This window comes from Lysobacter sp. ESA13C, from assembly GCF_019970005.1.
GTDB lineage: Bacteria > Pseudomonadota > Gammaproteobacteria > Xanthomonadales > Xanthomonadaceae > Lysobacter > Lysobacter antibioticus_B.
In genome coordinates, this window is the sequence record NZ_JAHXYK010000015.1 from 1 (window position 1) to 12,581 (window position 12,581).

11 protein-coding genes are annotated in these 12,581 nt (G+C 67.4%); all 11 read left to right on the forward strand.

Annotation, left to right across the window (positions count from 1 at the left end; all coding sequences use genetic code 11):
- Positions 1-222: 222 nt before the first annotated feature.
- The 11 genes from LC490_RS22690 (at position 223) to LC490_RS22740 (ending at position 12,580) form a co-directional block, all read left to right on the forward strand.
- Positions 223-2,334 carry a prolyl oligopeptidase family serine peptidase gene (locus LC490_RS22690; RefSeq protein WP_152566294.1) on the forward strand — a complete coding sequence of 704 codons (2,112 nt, stop codon included), beginning with the start codon at positions 223-225 and terminating at the stop codon, positions 2,332-2,334.
- Positions 2,335-2,465: 131 nt separating this feature from the next.
- Positions 2,466-4,628: a S9 family peptidase gene (locus tag LC490_RS22695; RefSeq protein ID WP_223621706.1), complete on the forward strand. Its 2,163-nt coding sequence runs from the start codon at positions 2,466-2,468 to the stop codon at positions 4,626-4,628.
- A 138-nt stretch (positions 4,629-4,766) separates the two neighbouring features.
- A complete protein-coding gene (locus LC490_RS22700) occupies positions 4,767-5,231 on the forward strand; it encodes a YbaN family protein (protein WP_223621707.1) in 465 nt (154 codons plus the stop codon).
- 97 nt (positions 5,232-5,328) lie between these two features.
- On the forward strand, positions 5,329-5,664 hold the full coding sequence (locus LC490_RS22705; RefSeq protein WP_223621708.1) for a lipoprotein: 336 nt from the start codon (positions 5,329-5,331) through the stop codon (positions 5,662-5,664).
- Complete coding sequence (dapF, locus tag LC490_RS22710; RefSeq protein WP_223621709.1) at positions 5,657-6,541, forward strand: diaminopimelate epimerase; 885 nt, start codon at positions 5,657-5,659, stop codon at positions 6,539-6,541. The genes LC490_RS22705 and dapF overlap by 8 nt, the downstream gene beginning before the upstream one ends.
- A complete protein-coding gene (locus LC490_RS22715) occupies positions 6,538-7,224 on the forward strand; it encodes a DUF484 family protein (RefSeq protein ID WP_031372838.1) in 687 nt (228 codons plus the stop codon). The genes dapF and LC490_RS22715 overlap by 4 nt, the downstream gene beginning before the upstream one ends.
- Before the next feature lie 48 nt (positions 7,225-7,272).
- A complete protein-coding gene (xerC, locus tag LC490_RS22720) occupies positions 7,273-8,163 on the forward strand; it encodes a tyrosine recombinase XerC (protein ID WP_031372837.1) in 891 nt (296 codons plus the stop codon).
- A 306-nt stretch (positions 8,164-8,469) separates the two neighbouring features.
- Complete coding sequence (locus LC490_RS22725; RefSeq protein WP_223621710.1) at positions 8,470-9,003, forward strand: hypothetical protein; 534 nt, start codon at positions 8,470-8,472, stop codon at positions 9,001-9,003.
- A 91-nt stretch (positions 9,004-9,094) separates the two neighbouring features.
- On the forward strand, positions 9,095-9,646 hold the full coding sequence (hslV, locus tag LC490_RS22730) for an ATP-dependent protease subunit HslV (RefSeq protein ID WP_031372835.1): 552 nt from the start codon (positions 9,095-9,097) through the stop codon (positions 9,644-9,646).
- 145 nt (positions 9,647-9,791) lie between these two features.
- Positions 9,792-11,138, forward strand: a complete 1,347-nt coding sequence (gene hslU / locus LC490_RS22735; RefSeq protein ID WP_223621784.1) for an ATP-dependent protease ATPase subunit HslU — start codon at positions 9,792-9,794, stop codon at positions 11,136-11,138.
- Positions 11,139-11,248: 110 nt separating this feature from the next.
- On the forward strand, positions 11,249-12,580 hold the full coding sequence (locus LC490_RS22740; RefSeq protein ID WP_223621711.1) for an NAD-dependent epimerase/dehydratase family protein: 1,332 nt from the start codon (positions 11,249-11,251) through the stop codon (positions 12,578-12,580).
- Position 12,581: the final 1 nt, after the last annotated feature.

Consider the following 12,581-nt stretch of genomic DNA (forward strand, 5'->3'; position numbering starts at 1 on the left):
GTGGTCGCGCGCCCGCTGCCGCGCGCCGCCTGAACCATCGGCCCGCCCGGTGCTTCGGGCGGGCCGGCACGAGCGGGCCGCGGGGCCGGGCCGAGCGGCCGCCGCCGGCCCTTCAACGCGCCAAACCAGGCAACTCCCTACATGACCTTGGGCAGGGCGGCGGCCGCGCGGCCCTGTGCTAGCGTGGCGGCCTTCCTTTGCACCGGATGAGCCATGTCCTCGATGTCGCAGACCTGTCAATCCCTGTTGTTCGCAGCAGGTATCGCCGCCGCCTCGGCCTCTGGTGCCGCACCCGCCAAGGAGGCCGCCATGAACGATTCCTACGCCTGGCTCGAAGAGGTCGAGGGCAAGCGCTCGCTCGAATGGGTCCAGGCGCGCAACGCCAAGACCGAGGCCGAACTCGCCGCGACGCCGCAGTTCAAGCAGCTCGAGTCCGACATCCGGGCGATCCTCGATTCCAACGCCAAGATCCCCGGCGTCGAGAAAATCGGCGCCTACTACTACAACTTCTGGAAGGACGCGCAGCACCAGCGCGGCCTGTGGCGCCGCACCACGCTCGAGGAGTACCGCAAGGACCAGCCCAAGTGGGAGACCGTGATCGACCTCGACGCGCTCAACCGCGAAGAGAACGAGCAGTGGGTCTGGCACGGCGCCGACTGCCTGCGTCCGGACTATCAGCGCTGCCTGGTCGCGCTGTCGCGCGGCGGCTCCGATGCCGACGTCACCCGCGAGTTCGACCTGACCACCAAGGCCTGGGTCAAGGACGGCTTCGTCCGCCCCGAGGCCAAGGGCAGCCTGAACTGGATCGACCGCGACCACGTCTACGTCGCCACCGATTTCGGCCCCGGCTCGATGACCACCTCGGGCTATGCGCGCGTGGTCAAGCTGTGGAAGCGCGGCACGCCGATGGCCTCGGCCAGCCTGGTCTACGAGGGCAAGCCGACCGACATGATGATCGGCGCCATGCACGATCACACCCCGGGCTTCGAGCGCGACTTCGTCCAGCGCACGCTCGCTTTCTATAACGACGAGCTGTACCTGCGCGGCGCCGACGGCAAGCTGAGCAAGATCGACCTGCCGAACTCGGCCAACAAGTACGTCCATCGCGAATGGCTGATCGCCGAGCTGCGCGATCCCTATGAAGCCGGCGGCAAGAAGTACGCCTCCGGCAGCCTGATCGCGATCAAGTTCGACGACTTCCAGGCCGGCAAGCGCGACTTCACCACCTTGTTCGCGCCGACCGAGACCACCTCGCTGGCGAACGCGGTGTGGACGCGCAATCACCTGATCCTCAACGTGCTCGACGACGTCAAGTACAAGCTCAGCGTGCTGACCCCGGGCGAGGGCGAGTGGAAGCGCGAGGCCCTGGCCGGCGCGCCGACGTTCGGCACGGTCATGGTCGGCGCGGTCGATTCCGACGAAAGCGACGCGGTCTGGCTGAGCGCCAGCGACTACCTGACCCCCAGCACTCTGGCGATGGGCGAAGTCGGCAAGAACGCCAAGGCACCGGACGTGCTGAAGACCATGCCGACCTTCTTCGACGCGTCCAAGAACGTGATCGAACAGCACTTCGCCAAGAGCAAGGACGGCACCCGCGTGCCGTACTTCCTGGTGCGGCCGAAGGATCTCAAACTCGACGGCAGCGCGCCGACCCTGCTGTACGGCTACGGCGGTTTCGAGATCTCGCTGACCCCGAGCTATTCCGGCGGCATCGGCAAGGGCTGGCTGGAGAAGGGCGGCGTGTATGCGGTCGCCAACATCCGCGGCGGCGGCGAGTACGGCCCGCGTTGGCACCAGGCCGCGCTCAAGGCCAACCGCCACAAGGCCTATGAGGACTTCGCCGCGGTCGGCCAGGACCTGATCGCGCGCAAGATCACCAGCACCCCGCACCTGGGCGTGCAGGGCGGCAGCAACGGCGGCCTGCTCACCGGCAACATGCTGACCCAGTACCCGGACCTGTTCGGTGCGGTGGTGGTGCAGGTGCCGTTGCTCGACATGAAGCGCTACAGCCACCTGCTGGCCGGCGCCTCGTGGATGGCCGAGTACGGCGATCCGGACACCGCCGATTGGTCGTTCATCCAGGGCTTCTCGCCGTACCACCTGTTCGATGCCAAGCGCGAGTACCCGCCGGTGATCTTCATGACCTCGACCAAGGACGACCGCGTCCATCCGGGCCATGCGCGCAAGATGGCGGCGAAGATGCTCGATGCCGGCAAGAACGTGCGCTACTACGAGAACATCGAAGGCGGACACGGCGGCGCGGCCAACAACGCCCAGCAGGCGCACATGAACGCGCTGGCCTTCACCTTCCTGTGGGAACAGCTGGCCAAGTGACGGGCCGGCCGGCCGATGCGTGAACCGACGGGCGCCCAGGCGCCCGTCGTCGTCTGCGCCCCGGCCCTGCCCGACTGGGCTGGCTGAATCCTCACCGCCCCGCGGTTGCGCATCCCGATATCGGACCCAATATGAAACCGACCTTTCTCACGCTTGCGGCGACGCTCCTGATGACCACGACCCTTTCCGCCACCGCAGCCGGCCTGCCCACGCCGCCCGACGCCGCCAAGAAGCCGCACGAGGTCAGGGCCCCGCACGGCGCCCAGCGCAGCGACGAGTACTACTGGTTGCGCGACGACAAGCGCAAGAACCCCGAGATGCTGGCCTATCTCAAGGCCGAGAACGCCTATGTCGATGCGGCCATGGCGCCGCTCAAGCCGCTCGAGGACACGCTGTACAACGAGATCGTCGGCCGCATCAAGCAGGACGACAGCTCGGTGCCGTACCGCGAGCGCGGCTACTGGTACTACACCCGCTTCGAGACCGGCCAGGACTATCCGATCCAGGCCCGCCGCAAGGGCAGCATGGACGGCGCCGAGGAGATCCTGCTCGACGTCAACGCGATGGCCAAGGACAAGCAGTACTTCAACGTCGGCGACTTCGAGGTCAGCCAGGACAACCGGATCCTGGCCTGGGCCGACGACGCCGTCGGCCGCCGCCAGTACAAGATCCGCTTCAAGAACCTGGAGACCGGCGAGATTTATCCCGACGTCATCGACGACGTTTCGCCGAACCTGGTCTGGGCCGACGACAACAAGACCCTGTTCTACGTCGAGAACGACCCCGAGACCCTGTTGACCGTGCGGGTCAAGAAGCACGTGCTCGGCACGCCGGCCTCGGCCGACGTGCTGGTCTACGAAGAAAAAGACGACAGCTTCTACATGGGCATCGGCCGCAGCCGCGACGATGCCTACATCTGCATCAGCCTGCACAGCACCGTGTCGAGCGAGGCCCGTTGCGCGCCGGCCGCCGATCCGAAGGAGTTCGTGGTGCTGGCGCCGCGCGAGCGCGACGTCGAGTACGACGCCGACCACCTCGACGGCCGCTGGGTGATCCGCACCAACGCGCCCGGCGCCGACGGCAAGCCGGCGCCGAACTTCCGCCTGGTGACCGCCGCCGACGATGCCCGCTCGCGCAAGCAATGGCAGGACTGGGTGGCGCACCGCGACGACGTCTTCATCGAAGGTTTCGAGCTGTTCGACGGCTTCACCGCGGTCGCCGAGCGTTCCAATGCGCTCGAACGCCTGCGCCTGATCGGCAAGGACGGCAAGGAGGAATTCGTCAAGGCCGACGAGCCCGCGTTCTCGATGGGCCTGGCGACCAACTCCGAGCACGACACGCCGTGGCTGCGCTACACCTACACCTCGATGACCACGCCGGCGACGACCTATGAGCTCAACACTCAAACCGGCGAGCGCAAGCTGCTCAAGCAGCAGCCGGTGATCGGCTACGACCCCGACAAGTATGTGACCGAGCGCTTCTGGGCGACCGCGCGCGACGGCGTCAAGGTGCCGGTGTCGCTGGTCTACAAGAAGGGCTTCGAGAAGAACGGCAAGGCGGCGCTGCTGCAGTACGCCTACGGCAGCTACGGTTCCTCGACCGACCCGGGCTTCAACAGCACCGTGGTGAGCCTGCTCGACCGCGGCATGGTCTATGCGATCGCCCACATCCGCGGCGGCCAGGAACTGGGCCGCAAGTGGTACGACGACGGCAAGCTGTTCAACAAGAAGAACACCTTCACCGACTTCATCGACGTCAGCGCCGAACTGGTCAAGGCCGGCTACGCCGCGCCCGACCGCGTCGCGGCCTACGGCGGCAGCGCCGGCGGCCTGTTGATGGGCGCGATCGCCAATATGGCGCCGCAGCAGTACCGGGTGATCCTGTCGCAGGTGCCGTTCGTCGACGTGGTCACCACCATGCTCGATCCGAGCATCCCGCTGACGACCAACGAGTACGACGAGTGGGGTAATCCTGAGAAGAAGGATTACTACGACTACATGCTCAGCTATTCGCCCTACGACAACCTCAAGGCCCAGGCCTATCCGGCGATGTTCGTCGGCACCGGCCTGTGGGATTCGCAGGTGCAGTACTGGGAGCCGGCCAAGTACGTCGCCCGTCTGCGCGATATCCAGCGGTCCGACAAGAGCGACGGCAAGCAGCCGTTGCTGTTCCGTACCAACATGGAGGCCGGCCACGGCGGCAAGTCGGGCCGTTTCCGCCGCTTCCGCGAACAGTCGGAGATGTACGCGTTCATGCTCGACCAACTGCAGGTTAGCGGGCCCACGCTGAAGTAAGTGCCCGCGGTCCCCGTTCGACGGCACCGGCGGCGCCCGCCCCGGTGCCGTCGTCGTTTGCGGCGGCGGAGCGGATTGAAAGCCAGGGCCGCACCCGCATTTCGACCACAGCCCCTGCGACCGCCGCATACTTCCGCCATGCCGTTTCCGCCACCGCCTGCCGACCCCGAGCCGCCGACCGCGCCCGCCGCGGATGCGGTCGAGGGCAGGGCCTCATCGTCGAAGGCCCGCAAGGGGCGGTTCCGTTGGGCCTGGAAGCTGCTCGCCTATGCCAGCCTGGCCCTGGGCGTGATCGGCATCGTCGTGCCGGGCCTGCCGACCGTGCCGTTCGTGCTGTTGTCGGCCTTCGCCGCGGGGCGCGGCTCCGAGCGACTGCATGCCTGGTTGCTCGGCCACCGCCAGTTCGGGCCGATCATCCGCGACTGGGAAAAGCACGGCGCGGTCAGCCGGCGCTCCAAATGGCTGGCGGTGTCGATGATGTCGGTCTGTGCGGCGATCATGTTCCTGACTTCGCCGAAGCTGTGGATGGCGATGACTGGCACCGCAATCATGACCGTCGTCGCGATCTGGTTGTGGCGGCGGCCCGAACCGCCGCGGGCCTGAGCGCAGCGGTGCCGGCCCCGGCCCGCCTGAACCCGCGCCGCGCCCTGCGGTCCCGGACGGGTTCGTTTCGGCGCCGGCTGCGGGCTACACTTCGCCCATGAATGCACGCATCGCAACGCCTCTCGTTTTGACCGCGCTGACCCTCGCCCTGACCGCTTGCGGCAACAAGGGCCCGCTGGTCCTGCCGACCGAGCCCGCGCCGCAGGAAGCGCCCGTGGCCAAGCCGGGCGAAGTGCCGGTGACCATTTCCACCGCCAACGATCCGCCGGTCGCGACCGACCCGAACGCCAAGACGTCGCTGCCGACTCTGCCGCCGCTGGACGGCTCGCAGCCGGCCGCCGAAGGCGCGAAGGATGCGGACACGCAAGACAAGGACGGCGACGGCAAGGACGACGCCAAGCCTGCCGAGCCGGTGCCGCAGGGCGATGGCTGAGTCCGCGACCGCCGTGGCCGGGCAGGCCGCGCCGCTGCGCTTCAGCAAGATGCACGGCGCCGGCAACGACTTCGTCGTGCTCGATCTGCGTGGCGGCGCGCCCGAGCCCGACGCTGAACTGTGCCGCGCCTTGGCCGACCGCCACTTCGGCGTCGGATGCGACCAGATCCTGACCGTCGAAGACCCGCTCAGCGAGGGCGCGGTCGCGTCCTACCGGATCTGGAACGCCGACGGTTCGGGCTCGCAGCAATGCGGCAACGGCGCGCGCTGCATCGCCGCCTGGCTGGTCCGCGACGGCGCCGCCGCCCGCGCCCGCGCCGAGGACGGCAGTTTCTCCGTCGACAGCCCGGCCGGCCGCCATGCGGTGTGGGCGCTCGGCGACGGCGGTTACCGCATCGACATGGGGCGCCCCGATTTCGAGCCCGCGCGCATCCCGATGCGCGGCTACACGGCCTACCAGGATCAATACGTGGTCGACATCCACGACACCGTGATCGGTTTCGGCGCGGTGTCGATGGGCAATCCGCATGCGGTGATCGAGGTCGACGACGTCGAGGCCGCGCCGCTCGACAGCATCGCCCCGCTGTTGCAGTCGAGCAATGCGTTTCCGGAATCGGCCAACGTCGGCTTCGCCCAGGTGATCGCTCGCGATCGCATCCGCCTGCGCGTGTACGAGCGCGGCGTCGGCGAGACCCTGGCCTGCGGCAGCGGCGCCTGCGCCGCAGTAGCGGTGTTGATCCGGCGCGGCCTGGTCGACCGCGACGTCGCCGTGCGGCTGCCCGGCGGCGAATTGCGCATCGCCTGGCCCGACGACGCGGCGACGCTGTCGATGGCGGGCCCGGCGGCTTTCGTGTTCGAAGGAGAGTGGAACCGATGACCGACAAGTTCAGCGAACAAACGAGCGACAAGTTCAGCGCCCACGAAGTCGCCAACTGGCTGCGTCGTCACCCGCGGTTCCTGCAGCAGTTTCCCGACCTGTCGATGAGCCTGGTGGTGCCGCGCGAGGAAGGCTCGGCGGCGTCGCTGGCGAGCTACCAACTGGAAGTGCTGCGCGACAAGAACCGCGAACTGTCGCGGCGCCTGCAGGAACTGTTCGGCAACGCCCAGGAGAACGAACGCCTGGCGGTGCGCACCCACCAGTTGACCTTGGCGCTGCTGCGCCAGGGCAGCGCCGCCGACACCTTGCGCGCGATGGCGGCGAGCCTGGCCGAGGATTTCAACGGCGATCTCGTGCGCCTGGTCGTGTTCAAACCGGTCGAGGGCCTCGGCGACAGCGACTGGCTGCAGATCATCGCCGAAGGCGATGCGCGTCTGCAGCCGTTCCGCGATGCCCTGAGCGACGGCGAACCGCTGTGCGGCCGCCTGCAGCCCGAGAAACACGTCGTGCTGTACGGCGAGCGCGCCGAGGAAGTGCAGTCGACCGCCTTGTTGCCGCTGCCGGGCACCGGCCTGATCGCGGTCGGCAGCCGCGACGCGAACCGCTTCTTCCCCGGCATGGGCACCTTGTTCCTGCGCATGATGGGCGAGTCGCTGGCGGTCGCGCTCAGGCGTTTCGACTGAGCCGGGCGCGCGGCGCGATCCGCGCCGACACGCCGCAGCGGTTTCGCCATGAGCGCCACTAACGCCTTCCTCGATCATTTGCGCGTCGAGCGCCGCATGTCGGCGCACACCCTCGACGCCTATCGGCGCGATCTCGATGCCTTGACGCAATGGTGCGAACACCACGGCCGCGGCGATCCGCTGCGGCTGAACGCGGAAGACCTGCGCGCGTTCATCGCCGCCGAGCATCGGCGCGGCCTGACCCCCAAGAGCCTGCAACGCCGTTTGTCGGCATGCCGTAGTTTCTACGCTTGGCAGGTCAAGCAAGGCGTGCTGATGGCCAGTCCGGCGGCGGCGATCCGCGCGCCGAAGTCGCCGCGCAAACTGCCGCAGGTGCTCGACCCGGACGAAGCCAAGGCCTTGGTCGAAGTGCCGACCGATGTGCCGCTGGGTCTGCGCGATCGTGCCGTGCTCGAGTTGTTCTATTCCTCTGGCCTGCGCTTGAGCGAGTTGTGCGCTTTGCGTTGGCGCGATCTCGATCTCGACGACGGCCTGGTGACCGTGCTCGGCAAGGGCAGCAAGCAACGCAGCGTGCCGCTGGGCTCGCACGCGCGCGCGGCCTTGCAGGAATGGCGCGCATCGACCGGCGCGGCGAACGAAGCACAAGTATTTCCGGGGCGCGGCGGCGGCCCGATCACCCCGCGCGCGATCCAGTTGCGCATCCGTCAACTGGCGCAACGCCAGGGCTTGTTCAAACGCGTGCATCCGCATCTGCTGCGGCATTCCTTCGCCAGCCACATCCTCGAATCCTCGGGCGACCTGCGCGGCGTGCAGGAGTTGCTCGGCCATGCCGACATCGCCACCACCCAGATCTATACCCACCTGGACTTCCAGCACCTGGCCAAGGTCTACGACGCCGCGCACCCGCGGGCCAAGCGCAAGCCCGATCGCGAGAAGTGAGTGGGAAGAGTGAGATGAGAGAGCGAAGAGCGAGCGGATGAAGCCGTTGCTTCGTCGGCGCATCCCGATTCGCTGGCCTTACTGGCCAGAAAGAACCAGCGAGAATTCGTAATGAGCCGACCCGGAGAGTCCCCCTTTGGAAAAGGGGGGCAGGGGGGATTTGCTCTTGGCTTTGCGCTGACCGAGCCTCGCACCACATCTCGCAGCATGTGTACAAGCGTGACCGATTCGCCATTACGCCGCGCCGGAAGGCTCCTGCCAAGGCACTAATATCGCGCTCCTCTAGAACCAACCAAGGAACGGTGTATGCAGACAGTACTGGCAATTTTTCTGGCGGTGGGCGCAGCGGCGAGCGCGCCGGCGGCGAAGCAGGCGCCCGCCCGCGAAAGTTACGGCTTGGCCGGCGGCCGGGAACAGGTCGGCTGCGTTTTGACCCATCGCAAGATCACCCGCTTTCCGCTGCCGATAACCATCGTCACTCCGCAGCCCGGTTACGACGCATCGCCGCCGTTGCGGGGTCAGGTGGTCTCGGCCTTGTCCAAACCGTGCAAGTCGCTGACGAGCGCGTCGGTAGATCCCGACGAGCCAGCGGCAAAGGCCTACGCCGTGCGTCTGGACATGGCATCGTGGCAGGAGGGTTCGTGGAGCGGCATGGTCGCTTTCGATGCCGCTGCCCCGGGCTCCCTGCGCGCCTGCAACAGCATGGAGGGCATTCACCTCACAGCCTGGAAGGGCAAGCCGCTGCGCAGCGCGCGTCTGTGGCATGGCTATTTCTGGTTCGATTACGAAGTCGAGTCCGGTGGCCCATCCGAGTGCCGGGAGCGGGATTACGCTGAGTGAATGCAACCGGGAGCGGCGCCGCCGCTCCCGGTCTGGGACTTGAACCGGCCGGCCGCAGCCCCACTTCGTGAGGGTTACCCCGGAGGCCAGCATGGACCCCAGTCAGAACCCCACTGTTTTTCACGCCACCACCATCGTCTCGGTACGCCGCGACGGTCGCGTCGCCGTGGCCGGCGACGGTCAGGTGACGCTCGGTCACACCGTCATGAAATCAAACGCGCGCAAGGTGCGCCGCCTCGGCCGCGATGGCCAGGTGCTCGCCGGTTTCGCCGGTGCCGCCGCCGATGCGTTCACCTTGTTCGAACTGTTCGAAGCCAAGCTCGAAAAGCACGGGCAACTGACCCGTGCCGCGGTCGAATTGGCCAAGGATTGGCGCACCGAGCGCCGCCTCGGCAAGCTAGAAGCGCTGCTCGCGGTGGCCGATAAAGAAACCTCGCTGATCATCAGCGGCACCGGCGACGTCATCGAGCCCGAAGACGGGATCATCGCGATCGGCTCCGGCGGCATGTACGCACTGTCGGCTGCGCGCGCTCTGATCGCGCACACCCAACTCGACGCCCGCACCATCGCCACCGAGGCGATCAACATCGCCGGCGACGTGTGCATCTACACCAATCGCAATGTGGTGGTCGAAGAGCTTTAGAAGTGAGTGGGGAGAAGTGAGGAGCGAGTAAAAACCGGCTTCCTTCATTATCTCTTCCATTCGCAGCATGTCCGCTCACTCCTCACTCCTCACTCCTCTCATCTCACTTCTTCTTTCTATGAAACCCGACAACAGTCACGCCACCATGACGCCGCGCGAAATCGTGCAGGAGCTCGACCGTCACATCATCGGTCAGCACGCAGCCAAGCGCGCGGTCGCGATCGCGTTGCGCAATCGTTGGCGCCGCATGCAGCTCAACGACGATCTGCGCAATGAGGTCATGCCCAAGAACATCCTGATGATCGGCCCCACCGGCGTCGGCAAGACCGAGATCGCGCGCCGTCTGGCGACGCTCGCGAACGCGCCGTTCGTCAAGGTCGAGGCCACCCGCTTCACCGAGGTCGGCTATGTCGGCAAGGACGTCGAGCAGATCGTTCGCGACCTCGCCGACACCGCGGTCAAGCTGTACCGCGAACAAGCCAAGGTGCGCGTGCGCACCCAGGCCGAAGACCGCGCCGAAGACCGCATCCTCGATGCGTTGCTGCCCAAGCGCGTGCCGGGCGGTTTCGGCTTCGGTTCGGAAACGCCGGCGCAGGACACCAGCTCGCCCGACAGCGATACCCGCGCCAAGTTGCGCAAGCAACTGCGTGCCGGCGAACTCGACGAGCGCGAGATCGAGATCGAAACCGCGGTCAACGTGGGTGTCGACATCATGGCGCCCCCGGGCATGGAAGAAATGGGCCAGCAGCTGCGGCAGATGTTCTCGCAGGTGTCCGGCGGCAAGACCCACAAGAAGCATCTGACGATCAAGGCCGCGCGTCCGCAGTTGATCGAAGAGGAAGCGGCCAAGCTGGTCAACGAAGACGATGTGCGCGCCGCCGCGATCGAAGCCTGCGAACAACACGGCATCGTCTTCATCGACGAGATCGATAAGGTCGCCAAGCGCAGCGAAGCCGGCATGAGCGGCGGCGACGTCAGCCGCGAAGGCGTGCAGCGCGACCTGCTGCCGCTGGTCGAGGGTTCGACGGTGAGCACCAAGTACGGCTCGGTCAAGACCGACCACATCCTGTTCATCGCCTCGGGCGCGTTCCATCTGGCCAAGCCGAGCGACCTGATTCCGGAGCTGCAGGGCCGCTTCCCGATCAGGGTGGAACTCGGCGCGCTGAGCAAGGACGATTTCGTCCGCATCCTCACCGAACCCAAGGCCTCGCTGACCACGCAGTACATCGAACTGCTCAAGACCGAAGGCGTGGAGCTGCAGTTCACCGTCGATGCGGTGGATCGCCTGGCCGAGATCGCCGCGCAGGTCAACGAACGCCAGGAAAACATCGGCGCGCGTCGTCTGCATACCGTGCTCGAACGCTTGCTCGATACCCTGAGCTTCGAGGCGCCGGATCGCGACGGCCAGGCGGTGAGCATCGACCGCGCCTACGTCGATCAGCACCTGGGCGAGTTGGTGCAGGACCCGGATCTGAGCCGTTACATTCTCTGAAGCTCTTAGCCCCTCTCCCGTTAACGGGAGAGGGGGGGGGGTGAGGGCCGACGGACGCGTCGCGATCCAGCCCCTTCGTCGCCCCGCACGCTCTGCTAACGTGTCGCCCCATGGACGACATCGCACCCGCATCAGGGACCGAGGCATCGCGCGCCGTTAACCCAGGCACCGCCCTGGTGCTCGGCGCCAACGGGTTTCTCGCCGGCTACATCATCGCCTCGCTGCGCCAGCGCGGATGGCGGGTGGTGCGTGGTGTGCGTGCGAGCGACCGCGCGCTGCGCGCCGACGAGCGCGAGGCCGACTTGGCCCGGATGACCACACCCGAAGCCTGGCGCGACACCTTGCGCGGGGTCGATGCGGTGATCAACGTTGCCGGCATCCTGCGCGAGACCGGCGTCCAAACCTTCCAGGCCATCCACGTCGATGGGCCGCTCGCGCTCGCCCAGGCCTGCGTGTCCGCCGGTGTCGCCCGCTTCGTACAGATCTCCGCCCTCGGCGAGCCCGAGGACGGCGCCTTCATTGCCTCCAAGCACCGCTTCGACGAGGCCTTGCTCGCCCTGCCGCTGTGTGCGGTAGTGCTGCGGCCGTCGATCGTCTACGCCGCGTCCGGTTCCTACGGCGGCACTTCGTTGCTGCGCGCGCTGGCGGCGTTTCCGGGCTGGCATCTGTTGCCCGGCGACGGACGCTGGGCGATCCAGCCGGTGTCGGCCGAAGACCTCGGCACCATCGCCGCGCTCGCCACCGCAGGCGAGCAGCGCGGCATCTTCGAAATCGGCGCGCCGCAGTCGATGACGCTGCGCGAGTACCAGGCGACCTGGCGGCGCTGGCTGCGCATCGACGGCGAGGCCGCGATCGCGGTGCCGGAAGCGCTGGTGTCGCTGCAGGTCGGGGTCGGCGAGCGGCTCGGCCGCGGCCCGGTCGGCGAAACCATGTGGCGCATGCTCCGGCGCGGCAACGTCACCGGCCCCGATGCGCCCGCGCGCCTGCAGGCCGAGTTCGGCCACGTGCCGCGCGATCTGCAGACGGCGCTTGCGGCGACGCCGAGCCAGGTCCAGGACCGTTGGCAGGCGCAGCTGTACTTCCTCGCGCCGACCCTGCGCATCGCCATCGTCGCCTTGTGGCTGATTTCGGCGTTGGCCGGATGGCTGACCCCGGCAGCGACGATCGAAGCGCTGGCCGCGGGTTCGCCGATGCAGGCCTGGCAGCCGGTGCTGTTGGCACGCGCGACCGCCTCTCTGGATGCGGTGCTCGCCTTGCTGTTGCTGATCGATTGGCGCCCGCGTCCGGTGCTCGGGCTGATGGGACTCAGCGTGCTCGCCTACACGCTCGCGTTCGGCGTGCTGCTGCCGGCGCAATGGCTGGACCCGCTCGGCGGGCTGGCGAAGAATCTGCTCGTGTTGCCGGCGCTCGCGGTGGCCTGGGTGCTGGCGGATAGGAGGTAAG

Bases quoted from the DNA above. Each gene is read 5' to 3' on its own strand.
- LC490_RS22725 (WP_223621710.1), top strand. From the start codon at position 8,470: ATGCAGACAGTACTGGCAATTTTTCTGGCGGTGGGCGCAGCGGCGAGC.
- dapF (WP_223621709.1), top strand. From the start codon at position 5,657: ATGGCTGAGTCCGCGACCGCCGTGGCCGGGCAGGCCGCGCCGCTGCGC.
- LC490_RS22690 (WP_152566294.1), top strand. From the start codon at position 223: ATGTCGCAGACCTGTCAATCCCTGTTGTTCGCAGCAGGTATCGCCGCC.
- LC490_RS22700 (WP_223621707.1), top strand. From the start codon at position 4,767: ATGCCGTTTCCGCCACCGCCTGCCGACCCCGAGCCGCCGACCGCGCCC.
- LC490_RS22740 (WP_223621711.1), top strand. From the start codon at position 11,249: ATGGACGACATCGCACCCGCATCAGGGACCGAGGCATCGCGCGCCGTT.
- xerC (WP_031372837.1), top strand. From the start codon at position 7,273: ATGAGCGCCACTAACGCCTTCCTCGATCATTTGCGCGTCGAGCGCCGC.
- LC490_RS22695 (WP_223621706.1), top strand. From the start codon at position 2,466: ATGAAACCGACCTTTCTCACGCTTGCGGCGACGCTCCTGATGACCACG.
- hslV (WP_031372835.1), top strand. From the start codon at position 9,095: ATGGACCCCAGTCAGAACCCCACTGTTTTTCACGCCACCACCATCGTC.
- hslU (WP_223621784.1), top strand. From the start codon at position 9,792: ATGACGCCGCGCGAAATCGTGCAGGAGCTCGACCGTCACATCATCGGT.
- LC490_RS22705 (WP_223621708.1), top strand. From the start codon at position 5,329: ATGAATGCACGCATCGCAACGCCTCTCGTTTTGACCGCGCTGACCCTC.
- LC490_RS22715 (WP_031372838.1), top strand. From the start codon at position 6,538: ATGACCGACAAGTTCAGCGAACAAACGAGCGACAAGTTCAGCGCCCAC.